Annotated in this window: 18 protein-coding genes; 11 read left to right on the top strand and 7 right to left on the bottom strand. The window is 64.5% G+C overall.

The genetic code is table 11. The features are described from left to right. Positions 1-36: 36 nt before the first annotated feature. The 7 genes from AC3WMR_RS02635 to AC3WMR_RS02605 form a co-directional block, all read right to left on the bottom strand. Positions 37-1,347: a citrate synthase gene (locus AC3WMR_RS02635; protein WP_025141293.1), complete on the bottom strand. Its 1,311-nt coding sequence runs from the start codon at positions 1,345-1,347 to the stop codon at positions 37-39. A 19-nt stretch (positions 1,348-1,366) separates the two neighbouring features. Continuing rightward, complete coding sequence (locus AC3WMR_RS02630; protein WP_006218128.1) at positions 1,367-1,627, bottom strand: succinate dehydrogenase assembly factor 2; 261 nt, start codon at positions 1,625-1,627, stop codon at positions 1,367-1,369. Positions 1,628-1,652: 25 nt separating this feature from the next. Continuing rightward, entirely contained in the window at positions 1,653-2,369 is a 717-nt protein-coding gene (locus AC3WMR_RS02625) for a succinate dehydrogenase iron-sulfur subunit (RefSeq protein ID WP_025141294.1), read from the bottom strand. Positions 2,370-2,387: 18 nt separating this feature from the next. After that, the gene (sdhA, locus tag AC3WMR_RS02620) at positions 2,388-4,166 is read right to left on the bottom strand and encodes a succinate dehydrogenase flavoprotein subunit (RefSeq protein WP_175191082.1); all 1,779 of its coding nucleotides are present in this window, start codon (positions 4,164-4,166) and stop codon (positions 2,388-2,390) included. A 3-nt stretch (positions 4,167-4,169) separates the two neighbouring features. Continuing rightward, positions 4,170-4,553, bottom strand: a complete 384-nt coding sequence (gene sdhD / locus AC3WMR_RS02615; RefSeq protein ID WP_025141296.1) for a succinate dehydrogenase, hydrophobic membrane anchor protein — start codon at positions 4,551-4,553, stop codon at positions 4,170-4,172. Continuing rightward, positions 4,554-4,970 (bottom strand): succinate dehydrogenase, cytochrome b556 subunit, encoded by a 417-nt coding sequence (sdhC, locus tag AC3WMR_RS02610; RefSeq protein WP_025141297.1) that lies wholly within the window; start codon positions 4,968-4,970, stop codon positions 4,554-4,556. It abuts the gene before it with no gap. Positions 4,971-5,091: 121 nt separating this feature from the next. Beyond that, positions 5,092-5,871 carry a GntR family transcriptional regulator gene (locus tag AC3WMR_RS02605; RefSeq protein ID WP_492262861.1) on the bottom strand — a complete coding sequence of 260 codons (780 nt, stop codon included), beginning with the start codon at positions 5,869-5,871 and terminating at the stop codon, positions 5,092-5,094. A gap of 380 nt (positions 5,872-6,251) precedes the next feature. Here AC3WMR_RS02605 and AC3WMR_RS02600 point away from each other — a divergent pair, with 380 nt between their 5' ends. The 11 genes from AC3WMR_RS02600 (at position 6,252) to AC3WMR_RS02550 (ending at position 17,770) form a co-directional block, all read left to right on the top strand. Continuing rightward, complete coding sequence (locus AC3WMR_RS02600) at positions 6,252-7,241, top strand: malate dehydrogenase (protein ID WP_175191081.1); 990 nt, start codon at positions 6,252-6,254, stop codon at positions 7,239-7,241. 179 nt (positions 7,242-7,420) lie between these two features. Further along, positions 7,421-8,311 (top strand): methylisocitrate lyase, encoded by an 891-nt coding sequence (prpB, locus tag AC3WMR_RS02595; protein ID WP_492262539.1) that lies wholly within the window; start codon positions 7,421-7,423, stop codon positions 8,309-8,311. 99 nt (positions 8,312-8,410) lie between these two features. Next, positions 8,411-9,631, top strand: coding sequence for a bifunctional 2-methylcitrate synthase/citrate synthase (gene prpC, locus AC3WMR_RS02590; RefSeq protein WP_492262538.1), 1,221 nt, complete (start codon positions 8,411-8,413; stop codon positions 9,629-9,631). Positions 9,632-9,710: 79 nt separating this feature from the next. Next, positions 9,711-11,162: a bifunctional 2-methylcitrate dehydratase/aconitate hydratase gene (locus tag AC3WMR_RS02585; protein ID WP_492262537.1), complete on the top strand. Its 1,452-nt coding sequence runs from the start codon at positions 9,711-9,713 to the stop codon at positions 11,160-11,162. Positions 11,163-11,635: 473 nt separating this feature from the next. Next, complete coding sequence (locus tag AC3WMR_RS02580; RefSeq protein ID WP_492262536.1) at positions 11,636-12,064, top strand: CopD family protein; 429 nt, start codon at positions 11,636-11,638, stop codon at positions 12,062-12,064. 35 nt (positions 12,065-12,099) lie between these two features. Further along, complete coding sequence (locus AC3WMR_RS02575; RefSeq protein WP_492262535.1) at positions 12,100-13,887, top strand: THUMP domain-containing class I SAM-dependent RNA methyltransferase; 1,788 nt, start codon at positions 12,100-12,102, stop codon at positions 13,885-13,887. Between the two features lie 250 nt (positions 13,888-14,137). Then, complete coding sequence (locus AC3WMR_RS02570; RefSeq protein WP_006393542.1) at positions 14,138-14,326, top strand: hypothetical protein; 189 nt, start codon at positions 14,138-14,140, stop codon at positions 14,324-14,326. A 124-nt stretch (positions 14,327-14,450) separates the two neighbouring features. After that, positions 14,451-14,966 (top strand): RDD family protein, encoded by a 516-nt coding sequence (locus tag AC3WMR_RS02565; RefSeq protein ID WP_492262534.1) that lies wholly within the window; start codon positions 14,451-14,453, stop codon positions 14,964-14,966. Between the two features lie 149 nt (positions 14,967-15,115). Then, on the top strand, positions 15,116-16,024 hold the full coding sequence (locus tag AC3WMR_RS02560) for a DUF2167 domain-containing protein (RefSeq protein ID WP_492262533.1): 909 nt from the start codon (positions 15,116-15,118) through the stop codon (positions 16,022-16,024). Positions 16,025-16,044: 20 nt separating this feature from the next. Further along, positions 16,045-16,770 carry a site-2 protease family protein gene (locus AC3WMR_RS02555; RefSeq protein ID WP_492262532.1) on the top strand — a complete coding sequence of 242 codons (726 nt, stop codon included), beginning with the start codon at positions 16,045-16,047 and terminating at the stop codon, positions 16,768-16,770. Between the two features lie 127 nt (positions 16,771-16,897). Further along, the gene (locus AC3WMR_RS02550) at positions 16,898-17,770 is read left to right on the top strand and encodes a UDP-2,3-diacylglucosamine diphosphatase (RefSeq protein WP_492262531.1); all 873 of its coding nucleotides are present in this window, start codon (positions 16,898-16,900) and stop codon (positions 17,768-17,770) included. Positions 17,771-17,871 lie beyond the last annotated feature (101 nt).

Here is a 17,871-nt window from a genome sequence, read left to right as displayed (position 1 = left end):
CCCGAAGGCGGTTTCTTGTTCATGCCGGGCAGCGTATCAACGCTTGTCCATCGGGGGCACGTCGCGCGTGACCGAACCGGTGAACAGCTGACGCGGACGGCCGATCTTGTAGTCGGGGTCGGACAGCATTTCGTTCCACTGGGCGATCCAGCCCACCGTGCGGGCCAGCGCGAAGATGGCCGTGAACAGCGAGGTCGGGATGCCGATGGCGCGTTGGACGATACCCGAGTAGAAGTCCACGTTCGGGTACAGCTTGCGCTGCACGAAGTACGGGTCGGACAGGGCGATGCGTTCCAGTTCCATGGCCAGCTTGAACAGCGGGTCGTTTTCCAGGCCCAGGGCCGAGAGCACTTCCTTGCAGGTTTCCTGCATCAGCTTGGCGCGCGGGTCGTAGTTCTTGTACACGCGGTGGCCAAAGCCCATCAGGCGCACGCCCGAGTTCTTGTCCTTGACCTTCTCCATGAACTCGCCGACCTTGGCGATGCCGCCGTTGGCTTGCAGTTCTTCGAGCATCTGCAGGCACGCTTCGTTGGCGCCGCCGTGGGCCGGGCCCCACAGGCAAGCGACGCCGGCCGAGATGGCTGCGAACGGGTTGGTGCCCGACGAACCGCACAGGCGCACGGTCGAGGTCGAGGCGTTTTGCTCGTGGTCGGCGTGCAGGATGAAGATGCGGTCGAGCGCGCGCTCGACGACTTCGTTCACCTTGTAGTCTTCGCACGGCGTGGCGAACATCATGCGCAGGAAGTTGCCCGTGTAGGACAGGTCGTTCTGCGGATAGATGAACGGTTGGCCTTGCGAGTACTTGTAGGCCATCGCGACCAGCGTCGGCATCTTGGCGATCAGGCGGATAGCCGAGATGTGGCGATGCTGCGGGTTCGTGATGTCGGTCGAGTCGTGGTAGAACGCGGACAGCGCGCCCACCAGGCCCGTCAGGACGGCCATCGGGTGGGCGTCGCGGCGGAAACCACGCAGGAAGAAGTGCAGCTGCTCGTTCACCATCGTGTGATGGGTCACTTGCGAATCGAAGTCGGCCTTCTGTTCCTGGTTGGGCAGTTCGCCGTTCAGGATCAGGTAGCAGATGTCCATGAAGTCGCAATTGACGGCCAATTGCTCGATGGGGAAGCCGCGGTAAAGCAGTTCGCCCTTGTCGCCGTCGATGTACGTGATGCCCGATTCGCAGGCGGCCGTCGACATGAAGCCGGGGTCAAACGTAAACATGCCCGTCTGGCCGTACAGCTTGCGGATGTCGATCACATCCGGACCGACCGTGCCCTTGTAGACAGGGAACTCAATGGGTGCGCTGCCATCCGAGAAGGATAGAGTGGCTTTTTTGTCAGACAGGTTCATGTTTATTCCTCTCAATTAATCACAGTGCGCGCATCTGGCCAATAATGCCCCGAAGCCTGGGGGTGTCCAGGTCGCCTTCGAGTTCCTTGCGGGCCAGCAGCAGGTCGAGAAGGTCGTTGTCTCCCATCTCGAACAGCTGGGTCAATGCCGCCACATCATCGTCGGTAAGTTCGGCCTCGTAAGCGTCCAGATACCGGGTAATGATCAAGTCGTTTTCGAGCAGGCCGCGGCGCGCCCGCCAACGCAGACGCGCCCGTTCCAGTTCAGTAAGCCTGCTCATGGTGACACCTTCAATACATTCACTACTAGACCGTACGGCGGACCATCAGTTCCTTGATCTTGCCAATCGCCTTGGTCGGGTTCAGTCCCTTGGGACAGACGTCGACGCAGTTCATGATGGTGTGGCAACGGAACAGGCGGAACGGATCGTTCAGGTTGTCCAGGCGGTCGCCCGTGGCTTCGTCGCGGCTGTCGGCGATGAAGCGGTAGGCTTGCAGCAAGCCGGCCGGACCGACGAACTTGTCGGGGTTCCACCAGAACGACGGGCAGGAAGTGGAACAGCACGCGCACAGGATGCACTCGTACAGGCCGTCCAGCTCTTCACGGGCCTCGGGCGACTGCAGGCGCTCTTTTTCGGGCGGCGGCGTGTCGTTGATGAGGTACGGGCGAACCGAGTGGTACTGGTTGAAGAAGTGCGTCATGTCCACGATCAGGTCGCGGATGACGGGCAGGCCCGGCAGCGGGCGCAGCACGATGGGTTCCTTCAGTTCGCGAAGGTTGGTCGTGCAGGCCAGGCCGTTCTTGCCGTTGATGTTCATGGCGTCCGAACCGCACACGCCTTCACGGCACGAGCGGCGCAGCGCCAGGCTGTCATCGACGTCGTTCTTGATGCGCACCAGCGCATCGAGCAGCATCTTGTCGGTGGGCTGGAGTTCGACTTCCAGCTTCTGCATGTACGGGCGCTCGTCCTTGTCCGGATCGTAGCGGTAGATTTCGAACTTGACGATTCTCTTGGTGCTCATAGTGGGCTCTATCCGGACTTAGAAGGTACGCGCCTTGGGCGGGAAGGACTCGACCGTCAACGGCTTCATCTGCACCGGCTTGTAATCCAGGCGGCTGCCTTCGGAGTACCACAGCGTGTGCTTGAGCCAGTTTTCGTCGTCGCGGGTCGGGTGGTCGTCCAGCGCGTGGGCGCCGCGGCTTTCCGTGCGGTTGGCGGCCGACTTGATCGTGGCGCGGGCCACTTCGGTCATGTTGGCCAGTTCCAGCGCTTCGACGCGCGCGGTGTTGAACACCTTGGACTTGTCCTTGAAGTAGATGTTGTCGGCTTGCTTGGCCAGGTCTTCGATCTGGGTCACGCCTTCGTTCAGCAGTTCCAGCGTGCGGAACACGCCGCAGTGGCGCTGCATCGAGAAGCGGATGGCGTTGCCGATGTCTTGCGTCTTTTCGCCCGAGGTGCGCGCTTCCAGCTTGTTCACGCGGTCCAGCGAGAATTCGACGGCTTGCTGCGGCACGTCCTGGTGGGCGTGCTGGCGTTCCGGGTGCGAATTGACGATGTGGTTGCCGGTGGCGCGACCAAACACGATCAGGTCCAGCAGCGAGTTCGTGCCCAGGCGGTTGGCGCCGTGCACCGACACCGCGGCGCATTCGCCGATGGCGTACAGGCCGTTGACGATCTTGTTCTCGCCGTTTTCGCGCGTGAGCACCTGGCCATGGTAGTTGGCCGGAATGCCGCCCATCTGGTAGTGGATGGTCGGAACGACGGGGATCGGTTCCTTGATCGGGTCGACGTTGCCGAACTTGATGGCGATTTCGCGGATCGAGGGCAGGCGCTTGTTGATGACGTCGGCGCCCAGGTGGTCAAGCTTGAGCACCACGTAGCTGCCGTCCGGACCGCAACCGCGGCCTTCCTTGATTTCCTGGTCCATCGAGCGGGACACGAAGTCGCGCGGAGCCAGATCCTTCAGCGTGGGCGCATAGCGCTCCATGAAGCGTTCGCCATCCTTGTTCAGCAGGATGCCGCCTTCGCCACGCACGCCTTCGGTGATCAGCACGCCCGCGCCGGCCACGCCGGTCGGGTGGAATTGCCAGAATTCCATGTCCTGCAGCGGGATGCCCGCGCGGGCAGCCATGCCCAGGCCGTCACCAGTGTTGATGAAGGCGTTGGTGGAAGCGGCCCAGATACGACCGGCGCCGCCGGTGGCCAGCACCGTGGTCTTGGCTTCCAGGATGTAGATTTCGCCCGTTTCCATTTCGAGGGCGGTCACGCCCACGACGTCGCCGGCTTCGTTGCGCAGCAGGTCCAGCGCCATCCATTCGACGAAGAACTGGGTACGCGCGGCGACGTTGCGCTGGTACAGGGTGTGCAGCAGCGCGTGGCCGGTGCGGTCCGCGGCGGCACAGGCGCGCTGGACCGGCTTTTCACCGAAGTTGGCGGTGTGGCCGCCGAACGGACGCTGGTAGATCGTGCCGTCGGGGTTGCGGTCGAAGGGCATGCCGAAGTGCTCGAGCTCGTACACGGCATTCGGGGCTTCGCGGCACATGAATTCGATGGCGTCCTGGTCGCCCAGCCAATCCGACCCCTTGACGGTGTCGTACATGTGCCAGTACCAGTTGTCTTCGCTCATGTTGCCCAGCGAGGCGCTCACGCCGCCCTGCGCGGCAACGGTGTGCGAACGCGTGGGGAACACTTTGGACAGCACCGCAACCGACAGGCCCGCTTGGGACAGTTGCAGCGAACAACGCATGCCGGCTCCACCGGCGCCAACGACCACCACATCAAACTGGCGGCGCGGCAAGGATTTCAGGACAGAGACCACGGCTTAGATGCTCCAGAGGATTTGCGCAAAGTAAATGACCGTACCGATCAACCAGAGGATCGTCAGCACTTGCAGCAGCAGGCGCAGGCCCACCGGCTTGACGTAGTCCATCCAGATGTCGCGCACACCGATCCAGGCGTGCCAGGCCAACGCAAAGAAGGCAAGGGAGGCCAGGATCTGGCCAACCGGAATGAAGCCCACGTAGAAATTGAACAGCTTGACCCAGTGTTCGTACGTGAAGGCAGGCATCGTCAGGATGCCGATGAGCAGTACCAGCGTATACACGGCCATGATGACGGCGGTGATGCGCTGGATGATGAAGTCCATGACGCCATAATGCGCGCCGACGACCAGGCGCTTGGGTCCGTAGTTTTTAGCGGCGGCCATTTACAGCACTCCGAACAGTTTGAGACCGAACACCAGCGTCAGCGCCAGGCTGACACCGAAGACCACGCCGGCGCTTTTCTTGGCCGACAGCTTGTCGATACCGATGTGCAGGTCGAGCAACAGGTAGCGAATGCCGGCACAGAAGTGGTGCAGGTAGCCCCAGATCAGGACCAGGAAGACAAGCTTGACGATCGGGTTGGCCGCGAACGAGGCGATCCAGGCGAACGATTGCGGTGCGGCCACGCTCGCTGCGAACAGCGGCACGATGACCAAGGGCAAACAGAGGAACAGCAAAATGCCGCTGATGCGGTGCAGGATGGACAGCTTGCCGGCCAGGGGCAGGCGATAGGAGAACGCAACTTGGGCAAGCCCAATATTGCGAAACTGCGGACGTGGCTTGGCAGCGGTGTCGGACATGACGGCCTCGGTGTTTCGGAACTAGGGAATCGTGACGGCGCTAATGCCGTGGCCCTTGCGGGCAAACACGGTATTTTCGCCCAGAGATCGGGTTGGTATCAAATCGTAGGTAAAAAGCTCATCAATTCAGACTATTGCGGTAGTGGTATCGATCGGTCAAGTACAAGCCCCGCCGAATTTCCATGGGGCGGTCACCATACGTGTACGACACGCGATCCACCTGCAACAACGGCGTTCCGACAGCAACATTAAGCAGCGTACAGACGTCAGCCGGCGCGGCGACCGCGCGTAGCTTTTCGTCCGCGCGCACCATGCTGACGCCGAACTCGGATTCAAACAGGCCATACAGCGGCGCCTTGTTGGCGGTCAACAGCTCAAGGGTGAGGCCGCGGAAGATGGATCCCGGCAGCCAGATATCGTCCAGCACGGTGGGTGTCTGCCCCATGGACAGAAGACGGCGGATGGACACCACGGTTTCACCGGCACGCAGGTCGAGGGCGCGCGCGATCTCGGCGGGCGCCCTCAGGCGGCGGCACTCGAGGATGCGGCTTTCGGCGCGGCCGGGCTCGCCTTCTTCGTCGGCGGCCAGGCGCAGGAACCGGTAGCGCACGCGGGCTTCATGGTGGGTGGCAACGAAGGTGCCCTTGCCCTGGCGGCGCAGCAGCAGATGCTCGGCGGCCAACTCGTCAACCGCCTTGCGCACCGTGCCCTGGCTGACCTGAAAACGGGCAGCCAGATCGATTTCGCTGGGGATGAGTTCGCCGGGCTTCCATTCGCCGCGGTCCAGGCTCTGGACGAGCAGATCCTTGATCTGGCGGTACAGCGGACTGAAAGCGGCTCCCTCACCCGTTGGACGGGCGGCGCGTGTGCGTAAGGAGGTTTCGGGCCGGGGGTCTGCCATGGATCGTCTTGGTCGTGTCATGTTCATCCGGAGAATGGAAAGGCAGCGCAAAGGATTGCGGTTCCATCCACAATGCGCTGCTGCGGTGCCGGTGTTCTGGCCTGATACAGGCGCGCAGCCGGCGGTGCTGCGGCGCATTCGAACAAACGCTCTATTGTGGCATATCGGGCGCGGCGCTGTCCAACGTCTTATGTCTTATATAAGATATAAGATCAATTGACGCACACGTAAATTCGATCTAGGATTCCTGGCTGTCCGGCGACGCGCCCGCCCTGGGGTGTAACCACCTGTCCAGGCGCCCTGCATGCGCTGTCTTTGCCGCTCAACGGATTACACTGATTGGTGAGATTTTTCTCGCCACACCATTACGGAGAACGTCCATGTCTAAGCCTGCCTTGCGTGTCGCCGTCACCGGCGCCGCCGGCCAAATCGGTTACGCACTGCTGTTCCGCATCGCCTCGGGCGAAATGCTCGGCAAAGATCAGCCCGTCATTCTGCAGCTGCTTGAAATCCCTGACGAAAAAGCGCAAAAGGCCCTGAAGGGCGTCATCATGGAACTGGATGACTGCGCCTTCCCCCTGCTGCAGGAAGTCACCGCCCACAGCGACCCGCGCACGGCATTCAAGGATGCGGACGTGGCCCTGCTGGTTGGCGCCCGCCCGCGCGGCCCCGGCATGGAACGCAAGGACCTGCTGTCGGTCAACGCCCAGATCTTCACGGCACAGGGCAAGGCCCTGAACGACGTCGCCAGCCGCAACGTCAAGGTCCTGGTGGTCGGCAACCCGGCCAACACCAACGCCTACATCGCCATGAAGTCGGCGCCGGACCTGCCCGCCAAGAACTTCACCGCCATGCTGCGCCTGGACCACAACCGCGCCCTGTCGCAGCTGTCGGCCAAGTCGGGCAAGCCGGTCGCCGCGATCGAGAAGCTGGTCGTCTGGGGCAACCACTCGCCCACGATGTACCCCGACTTCCGCTTCGCCACCGTCGGCGGCGAATCGCTCGCCAAGCTGATCAACGACGACGCCTGGAACCGCGACACGTTCATCCCCACCGTGGGCAAGCGTGGCGCCGCCATCATCGAAGCCCGTGGCCTGTCCTCGGCCGCTTCGGCCGCCAACGCCGCCATCGACCACGTCCGTGACTGGGTCCTGGGCAGCAACGGCAAGTGGGTCACGATGGGCATCCCGTCGGACGGTTCCTACGGCATCCCCGAAGGCATCATCTACGGCGTGCCGGTCACGACCGAAAACGGCGAATACAAGCGTGTCGAAGGCCTGGAAATCGACGCCTTCTCGCGCGAGCGCCTGGACTTCACGCTGAAAGAGCTGCTCGAAGAGCGCGACGGCGTCAAGGACCTGCTGAAGTAAGCAGCGCTTGAGTCAAGGATTGGGCCCGTTCATGCGGGCCCAATCCTTAAGCAGGACCGCTTTTGCAAGACCGAGACATACACGTGTCCCTTTCCGTCCGCGATTGTCGCGAAGGGGACAGATTTATGTTCCGGACCCGCGCTAAGGTCGTGGGCTAACCACAAGAAACGGAGACCTCCATGTCCAGACCCGAATCCGCCGGCGCCCTGTTCCGCCGCGCGCTCGCCGAAGAAAGCCCGCTGCAGATCATCGGCGCCATCAACGCCAACCACGCGCTGCTGGCCAAGCGCGCCGGCTACCGCGCGATCTACCTGTCCGGCGGCGGCGTGGCCGCGGGTTCGCTGGGCCTGCCCGACCTGGGCATCAACACCATGGACGACGTCCTGACCGACGTGCGCCGCATCACCGACGTGTGCGACGTGCCGCTGGTGGTCGACATCGACACCGGTTTCGGTCCGTCGGCCTTCAACATCGCCCGCACCGTCAAGAGCCTGATCAAGTTCGGCGCCGCCGCCTGCCACATCGAAGACCAGGTCGGCGCCAAGCGCTGCGGCCATCGTCCGGGCAAGGAAATCGTCAGCACCGAAGAAATGGCTGACCGTGTCAAGGCGGCCGCCGATGCCCGCACCGACAGCGACTTCTACCTGATCGCACGCACCGACGCCATTGCCTCGCACGGCGTGGACGCCGCCATCGAGCGCGCGCTGGCCTGCGTCGAAGCCGGCGCCGACGCCATCTTCGCCGAAGCCGCCTACGACCTGCCCACTTACGACCGCTTCGTCCGGGCCGTCAAGGTGCCCGTGCTGGCCAACATCACCGAATTCGGCAAGACGCCGCTGTTCTCGGTCCAGGAGCTGAAAAGCGTGGGCGTGGGCATGGTGCTCTACCCGCTGTCGGCCTTCCGCGCCATGAACAAAGCGGCCGAAGCCGTCTACACCGCCATTCGCCGCGACGGCCACCAGAAAAACGTGGTCGACCTGATGCAGACGCGCGAAGAACTGTACGACCGCATCGGCTACCACGAGTTCGAATCGAAACTGGATGCCCTCTTCCAGAAGGGCAAGGCGTAACTCGCGCCGCCCGGCAACCGCATCCGGCGCCACGGCACCCCCGCGGCGCCCCGCTACCTCCCATTGCATCGACCACCGCGAAAGGAAAGGAGTAGACACATGAGCACGGCTCCCAAGAAGCAAGCAGCCAAACAGGACGCAGCCAAGCCGGACGTCAAGCCGCAGGCCGCGCCGGAAGAAAAGGCCGGCTTCAAGCCCAAGAAATCGGTTGCGCTGTCCGGCGTCGTCGCCGGCAACACCGCGCTGTGTACGGTTGGCCGCAGCGGCAACGACCTGCACTACCGCGGCTACGACATCCTGGATATCGCGCACACCAGCGAATTCGAGGAAATCGCCCACCTGCTGGTGCACGGCAAGCTGCCCAACAAAGCCGAGTTGAAGGCCTACAAGGAAAAGCTGCGCAGCCTGCGCGGTTTGCCCGTCACGCTGCAGGACGCGCTGGAAGCGCTGCCCGCCGCCAGCCACCCGATGGACGTCATGCGCACGGCCGTCTCGGTGCTGGGCTGCGTGCTGCCGGAGAAAGACGACCACAACACCCCGGGCGCGCGCGACATTGCCGACCGCCTGATGGCCAACCTGGGCTCGGCCCTGCTGTACTGGTACCACTACAGCCACAACGGCCGCGTCATCGACGTGCAGACCGACGACGACAGCATCGGCGGCCACTTCCTGCACCTCTTGCATGGCGAAAAGCCCAGCGAGGACTGGGTCAAGGCGATGCACATCTCGCTGAACCTGTACGCCGAGCATGAATTCAACGCGTCCACGTTCACGGCCCGCGTCATCGCCGGCACCGGCTCGGACATGTACTCGTCCATCACCGGCGCCATCGGCGCGCTGCGCGGCCCCAAGCATGGCGGCGCCAACGAAGTCGCGTTCGACGTGCAAAAGCGCTACGAGACCCCCGACGAAGCCGAGGCCGACATCCGTCGCCGCGTCGAAGCCAAGGAAGTCATCATCGGCTTCGGCCACCCGGTCTACACCGTGTCCGACCCGCGCAACAAGGTCATCAAGGAAGTCGCCAAGAAGCTCTCCAAGAAGGCCGGCAGCACCAAGATGTTCGACATCGCCGAACGCCTTGAGACGGTCATGTGGGACATCAAGAAGATGTTCCCCAACCTGGACTGGTTCTCGGCCGTCAGCTACCACATGATGGGCGTGCCCACCGCCATGTTCACTCCGCTGTTCGTGATTGCACGCACCGCGGGCTGGTCGGCCCACATCATCGAGCAGCGCATCGACAACAAGATCATCCGCCCCACCGCCAACTACGTGGGTCCGGAAGACCAGAAGTTCGTGCCGCTCGACAAGCGCAAGTAATGACCATGGGCCTGCCGACGCCTTTCCCCGCGCCGCGCAGGCCCCGGGCCGCCTGTACACACTCAGGAGAGGTACCGATATGTCTGCCCCGATCTCCAACGTCCGTCCCGCCCCCGACCAGGTCCTGGTCGACATCGCCGACTACGTTCTCAACTACGACATCCAGAGCGGCCTGGCCTACGAGACCGCCCGCAACTGCCTGATCGACACCCTGGGCTGCGGCCTGGAAGCGCTGGAATACCCCGCCTGCCGCAAACTGCTGGGCCCGGTCGTGCCGGGCACCGTCGTGCCCCACGGCGCCAAGGTCCCCGGCACCCAGTTCCAGCTCGATCCCGTCCAGGCCGCCTTCAACATCGGCGCGATGATCCGCTGGCTGGACTTCAACGACACCTGGCTCGCCGCCGAATGGGGCCATCCGTCCGACAATCTGGGCGGCATCCTGGCCACCGCCGACTGGCTCTCACGTACCGCCATCGCCGCCGGCAAGCCGCCCCTGACCATGCGCGACGTGCTCACCGGCATGATCAAGGCCCATGAAATCCAGGGCTGCATCGCGCTCGAAAACTCGTTCAACAAAGTCGGCCTGGACCACGTCGTGCTGGTCAAGGTCGCCTCGACCGCCGTCGTCGCCCAGATGCTGGGCCTGGACCGCGACGAAGTCATCAACGCCGTCTCGCTGGCCTGGGTAGACGGCCAGAGCCTGCGCACCTATCGCCACGCCCCCAACACCGGCAGCCGCAAAAGCTGGGCCGCCGGCGACGCCACCAGCCGCGCCGTGCGCCTGGCCCTCATCGCCCGCACCGGCGAAATGGGCTACCCGTCAGTGCTGAGCGCCAAGACCTGGGGCTTCTACGACGTGCTCTTCAAGGGCCAGCCCTTCACGTTCCAGCGCCCCTACGGCAGCTACGTCATGGAAAACGTGCTGTTCAAGATCTCGTTTCCGGCCGAATTCCATTCCCAGACCGCCGTCGAATGCGCCATGCAGATCCACGACCGCCTCAAGACCCTGGGCAAGACCACGGATGACATCGAAAAGATCACCATCCGCACCCACGAGGCGTGCATCCGCATCATCGACAAGAAAGGCCCCCTGAACAACCCCGCCGACCGCGACCACTGCATCCAGTACATGGTCGCCGTCCCCCTGCTGTTCGGCCGCCTGACCGCCGCCGACTACGAAGACGCCATCGCCCGCGACCCGCGCATCGACCTCCTGCGCGACAAGATCACCTGCGTCGAAGACCCGGCCTACACCCGCGACTACCACGACCCCGACAAACGCTCCATCGCCAACGCCCTGACGGTCCACTTCACCGACGGCTCGACCCTGGACGAAGTCGTCTGCGAATACCCCATCGGCCACAAACGCCGCCGCACCGACGGCATCCCCCTGCTGGAAGCCAAGTTCAAGACCAACCTGGCCCGCATGTTCCCGGCCCGCCAACAAGCGAAAATCCTGGACGTGTCCCTGGATCAAGCCAAACTGGAGGCGATGCCCGTGAACGAGTACGTCGACCTATACGTGATCTAAACCGGCCAACGGCAAGCGGCACCCGCCACCCGAACGAAAATCGTCCCCCCACGCTGCGCGCCCCAAGCAACACCCCTCCACCCGCGCGCAGCGCCCCTCTCCCGACGCCCAGAAGCGTGTAAGCCCAAGAAGGCCGCCCGCGCGGCCGCTTGAGGCGGGCCCCGCAAACCTCTCCCACCCCCACCCGGTGCAGCAACGCCCCGATCCTCGAAACCCGTAGCCCCTCGGGGCGGCGACTTGCGGAGCGGGCAACCTCGATGCGCCCGACGGAATCCGTAGGGAAGGCCGAAGGCCTGGACGAGGATGAGGCAGGGGCAGTCCGGAGCGAAGGCTCCGGACCGCAATCGTGGGCGCCCGCTCCGCAAGCCGCCGCCCCGAGGGGCGACCTACGAAGAAGAACAACGCCCAAAAGAATGCGCCCCCCCCCCAGCATTACAATGCCAGCTCCCCCAAAACAACCACCGGACCCCCACATGGCAATGCTCTGGGTAAAGACCTTCCACATCGTCTTCATCGCCTCCTGGTTCGCCGGCCTGTTCTACCTGCCCAGAATCTTCGTCAACCTCGCCCAGCAATCCGACTCCGCCGTCCAGGTCACCCTGCTGGGCATGGCCCGCCGCCTGTACCGCTTCACCACCATCCTGGCCGTCATCGCCATCATCCTCGGCATGTGGCTCTACCTGGGCTACGGCATCGGCGTCGGCCCCGGCAATGGCTGGATGCACGCCAAGCTCTTTTTCGTCCTGCTCGTCATCGGCTACCATCACGCCTGTGGCGTCATGCTGCGAAAATTCGAACAGGGCAAAAACACCCGTTCGCACAAGTTCTATCGCTGGTTCAACGAAGTTCCCGTCTTGCTGCTCTTGGTGGTGGTGGCGCTGGTCGTCGTCAAACCCTTCTGATTCCCCCTACCCTTTGCACATTCGCCAGGATTCGTATGTCCGCTGATGACCAGGACCGCCCGCGCAAGACGCTGACGATCAAGAAAACCGCACGCGACGCGCACGCCGAAGAGGCCCCCAAGCGCGTGCGCACCGGCGCCCGCGCCCGCCTGGTCGCCCAGAACGAGCGCACCAAGGAAAGCATCGAACGCCAGAAGGACCCGGAAGGCTATCAACGCCGCCAGGAAGAAGAAGCCGCGCGCTACGCCCGCAAGCCCGCTGCCGGCGGCCGCGGTTCCGCGGACCGCGGCGCTTCCGACCGTAGCCCGTCCGGCCGCGGCACGGCCTCGCGCGGCCAGGAGGCACGAGGCCCCGGCAGCCGTGGCCCGTCGTCCGACCGCAACCGCGGCGACAGCCCGCGCCGCGACGCCGCCCCCAGCCCCCGTTCCGGCCGCCCGCCGCAGCGCGCGCCGCGCCTGGATGACCAGTACATCGCACCCGCCACGCCGGCTGGCCGTTTCTACGACCCGTTCGAAGACGACGGCCCCGCCCCCGAATTCGCGCCCGAACCCGACTACGATGACGCCGCCGACGCGGGCCACGCCCCGGCCGGCCGCCACGACGACGCACACGACCACCGCGATCGCGAGCCCGTCGTCGAAGTGCGCAGCCGCCGTCCGCGCGAAACCCGCCAGGCCGAAATCTTCAAGGTGTTCGCGCCCTGCCCCCAAGGCCTGGAAGAAGCCCTGACCGCCGAAATGCAGGCGCTGGGCTACGAAGATGCCCAGGCCGGCCGCGCCGGCTGCTCGTTCACCGCCGACTGGTCCGGCGTGCAGCGCGCCAACCTGTATTCGCGCCTGGCGACCCGCATCCTGGTGCAGGTCGCCCACGCCGAGATCTCGCACGAAGACGACATCCTCGACCTGGCCCGCGACACCCCCTGGGAACGCTGGTTCGGCGCCGAACAGACCCTGCGCGTCGACACCTCCGCCATCAAGAGCCCGGTGCAGAGCCTGCAGTACTGCAATCTGCGCGCCAAGGACGGCATCTGCGACCGGCTGCGCGAACTGGAAGGCGAACGCCCCAGTATCGACACCGTGCGCCCCGACGCGCGCGTGCACCTGTTCCTGACCGGCCACACCGCCACCCTGTATCTGGATACCTCGGGCGAATCGCTGTTCAAGCGCGGCTGGCGCCTGGACAAGGGCGAAGCGCCCCTGCGCGAAAACCTGGCCGCCGGCATGCTGGCGCTGGCGGGCTGGGACCCGGCCGCGCCGCTGCTGGACCCCTTCTGCGGGTCCGGCACCATCCTGATCGAAGCGGCCTGGATCGCCCTGGGCGTGCCGCCCGGCATTTCGCGCCCGTTCGGCTTCGAGCGCCTGCGTGACCACGACGCCTACCGCTGGCGCGACCTGAAGGACGACGCCCGCTCGCGCATCCTGCCGCAGCTGGACGCGCCCCTGGTCGGCTACGACCTGGACCCCCAGGCCGTGGAATTCGCCCGCAACAACGCCGAGCGCGCCTGGCTGACGGCCGATTCCATCCGTTTCGAAGTGGGCGATGCCCGCCAGATCGAGGCCCCGGCCGACCACGGCTGGATCGTCACCAACCCGCCCTATGGCGAGCGCATGCTGACTGAACCGGACGCCGACCTGTGGCGCGACTGGGCCACCTGCCTGAAGCGCAACTTCGCCGGCTGGCAATTGCACGTCATCACCAGCGACATGACCCTGCCCAACCAGATGCGCCTGAAACCCAAGCGCCGCGTACCCCTGCACAACGGCGCGCTGGACTGCCGCCTGTTCGGCTTCGAGCTGGTCGCCGCCGGCTACCGCGACGCCTGACCTTCCCCTACCCCGCCCGGGGGCTTGTCCCTGGGCGGCGGCCTGCCTGACCCGCCCCCTGCTCGTTGTAAAAGCGCCGCAACATGGCACCCGTATCTTTGCTTATGGTGCCCCGCAGCGCCGATTTGGGGCATCATCAGCACCATGGTGTTGCCGAAATGCACCGGACGCTTGCACAGTTTCAGGGTTAACCCTATAATTCGGGTAATCCCTAGTAGCTAAACAACTGTGCAAGCCCGTGGAGGCTATTGTGATCAACCCGAACAACACCATCCGCCTGACCGACGAACTCGAGCGTCAACTGATGCTCCAGGCTATTGAAGAACAATTCCGCCCGCATCCGATGCGTGCGTTGGCCGCAGGCCTGCGTAAGCTGGCCCACGGCGTCCGTGCCCTGGCTGGCAAGACGAGCGCCAAGAACGCGCACTCCGCCGCCTGAGCATGGCCCCAGGCCCTCGGGCCTGACCGTTTTCCCCTTGGGGGCTGCATAGCCCCTTTTATAGACCCGCCCTTACCGGCGGGTTTTTTTTATGGTCGGCCGCTTTGTCGGATAATACCGGCCCATGACCGACACCCTCCTTGACCAGACTCCCAACCGGCTACGCCGGTTTGCCTGCATGATGTACGAAGCCGTGCTGCTGTTTGGCGTGGTGTTCCTGGCAGGCTACCTGATGGACACGCTGACCCAGAGCAAAAATGCGCTGGAACTGCGATCGGCCCGCCAGGCCTGGCTGTTCGTGGCCATCGGCGCCTATTTCGTGCTGTGCTGGCGCCGCCGTGGGCAGACCCTGCCCATGAAGACCTGGAACATCCGGCTGGTCGACCGCGACGGCAACACGCCGTCCACCCCGCGCCTGGTGTTGCGCTACGTGCTGGCCTGGCCGCTGGTGCTGGCGGGCGCCGCGCTGGTCAAGCTGGCCGCCATGGCCACGGGTTGGGCGTCGGTGGACATGTTCATCGTCGCGGCGCCTTTCGCGATCTTCGTCTGGTCCTGGTTCGACCCCGATGGCCAGTTCCTGCACGACCGCATCCTGGGCACCCGCCTGCGCAATGCGCCGCAGCGCAAGAAAACGCGCTGATATCGCGGCAGCGCGGGCGCTGACCGCCCGCTGAACATACCTGCTTACAAATAGCAAAATCGTGCGTCGAATTCGACGCATGCTTTCAGAAAGTTGAAAGTCAGTCGCAAAGACAATGAGGCCCCTTTCACAGACGCCTCAAAAAAATCATGCGCGCTTTCCTTTCCCGCCTGTCGCTGGCCGCCGCCAGCGTGCTGTTGTTCCTGCCCCTGGGCGCCTCCGCCCAGAACGCCGCCGCGCAGCAGGAAATCGAAGCGGCCATGAAAGCCGCCTTGGCCGCCGCCCAGGCAGGCCCCGCCGATGTGAAGCTGGGCGACCAGGCCGTGGTGCACCTGCCCGAATCCATGTTCTTCGTGCCGCGCGCGCAGGCCGATCGCCTGATGGCCGCCAACGGCAACGGCAAGGATCCTTCCCTCTTGGGCTTGGTCATGCCCAAGAGCGACGATGACGACTGGGTCATCACCGTGAACTTCGACAAGGCTGGCTACATCAAGGACGACGACGCCAAGAACTGGAACGTCAACGAATTGCTGGACAGCCTGCGTGAAGGCACTGAACAGTCCAACGAAGAACGCAAGAAGCTCGGCTTTCCCGAACTGGTGATGGACGGCTGGGTCGAATCGCCCAAGTACGACAGCAACACGCAGCGCCTGGTCTGGTCGGTGGCTGTCAAGCACAAGGGCGACACCGCCAACGACAACCCCACGGTCAACTACAACACCTATGCGCTGGGCCGTGACGGCTACATCACGCTGGACCTGATCACCCAGAAGAGCCTGGTGCCCAAGGACAAGACCGCCGTGCTGACGCTGCTGGACAACCTGAAGTACGTCGAAGGCAAGCGCTACGCCGATTTCAATTCGTCGACCGACAAGGTGGCCGAATACGGCCTGGCCGCGCTGGTGGCCGGCGTGGCCGCCAAGAAGCTGGGCCTGTTCGCGGTCATCGCCGCCTTCCTGGCCAAGTTCGCCAAGGTCGGCATCCTGGCCGCCGCGGCCCTGGGTGGCGGTCTGTGGAAGCGCATGCGCGGCAAGAAGGCGGATCAGGCCCAACCCTGAACCGGCTCGCGTCCTGAACGATGAAGCTGATCCTGTTGTTGCTGTCGGGCTTGAAGTACCTGAAGTTCGGCAAGCTGCTGGCCACCGGCGGCACCATGCTGCTGTCGGTGGCGGCGTATGCCCTGGTGTTCGGCTGGCGCTACGCCGCGGGCTTTGTCCTGTTGCTGCTGCTGCACGAAATGGGGCACTACATCGCGGCGCGCCAGCGCGGCCTGGATGTGGGCGCCCCGGTATTCATTCCCTTCGTGGGCGCCTGGATCCAGCTCAAGGACATGCCGCATGACGCGGACACCGAGGCCTACGTGGGCCTGGGCGGCCCGCTGGCGGGCACCGTGGCGTCGCTGGCCTGCTACTTTGCCGCACGCAGCACCGGCAGCGACCTGCTGCTGGCGCTGTCGTACGCGGGTTTCTTCATCAACCTGTTCAACCTGATCCCGCTGTCGCCCTTTGACGGCGGCCGCATCACCGCGGTGCTGTCGCCGCGCATCTGGCTGGTGGGCGTGCCGGTGCTGGTGGCGCTGTTCTTCTGGCGCCCCAGCCCCATCCTGATCCTGGTGGCCGTGCTGGCCTTTCCCAATGTGCTGCGGGCCTTCAAGTACGACCCCACGCTGCCCGAGAACCAGGCCTATTACGGCACCACGCTGGAAAGCAAGCTGACCTACACCTGCGGCTACCTGGGCCTGGTGTGCGTGCTGGCCATCATGGCCCACGACGTGCACGAGATGCTGGGCCATCTGCGCGGCTGATCGGGGCATGGCGCCCGCCTGGCGCCGCGTTGCACGACACCTCGGCGCGCATAAATGGCGCCGCGGTCACAACAGCGTCACGGATTCTTCATGTCCCCGTCATCGCGGGATGGTCTCATTCCCAGGCATGACGACAGCCCACATGGATACGACCGTGAACGAAATCCGCCCCACGCACTGGCGCGCTCTCTGGATTTCCGACATTCACCTGGGTACCGCCGGGTGCAAGGCAGAATTCCTGCTGGATTTCCTTGAGCACAACGACTCCGACACCCTCTATCTGGTGGGCGACATCGTCGACGGCTGGCAGTTGCGCAAGCACTGGCACTGGCCCCGCGCCCACAACGACGTGATCCAGCGCATCCTGCGCAAGGCACGCAACGGCACCCGGGTGGTGTTCATCCCCGGCAACCACGACGAATTCGCCCGCGAGTTCGCCGGCTTCGCCTTCGGCGACATCGAGATCCTGGACGAAGACGTGCACGTGACAGCCAAGGGCCTGCGCCTGCTGGTGCTGCACGGCGACCAGTTCGACGGCGTGATCCAGCACAGCCGCTGGCTGGCGCACCTGGGCGACGGTCTCTACCAATTGGCGTTGTGGATCAATCACCACTTCAACCGCCTGCGCCACCGCATGGGCCTGCACTACTGGTCGCTGTCGCAGTACCTCAAGCACAAGGTCAAGAATGCGGTGTCGTTCATCACCGACTTCGAGGAAGCGCTGGCCGGCGAAGCCCGCCGCCGCGGCCTGGACGGGGTGGTCTGCGGCCACATCCACAAGGCCGAGCTGCGCGACGTGGGCGGCATCCTCTACTGCAATGACGGCGACTGGGTGGAGAGCCTGTCGGCACTGGCCGAGACCCACGACGGCCAGTTGCAGTTGCTGGACTGGGCCGCCATCCAGGCCGAACGGCAGGCCGACCCGGCCCAGCGCAAGCCGCGTTCCCTGTCGCTGCCCGCGCTGCCCTCCGCCCTGCGCCGCCAGGGCAAACACCCGTGATAACCCTTATACGTCCCCGTTACGCAACGGGGATATTGCAGTTCACGGCCCTCTAGGTCATGCTTGCAGTTGGGGCAACGGGCAAAAACTGACCCGTTCAC

It is taken from the genome of Achromobacter sp. FW305-C-28 (genome assembly GCF_058783235.1).
The sequence above is the reverse complement of the archived record's forward strand: the minus strand, read 5'-3'. Positions and strand labels throughout refer to the sequence as shown.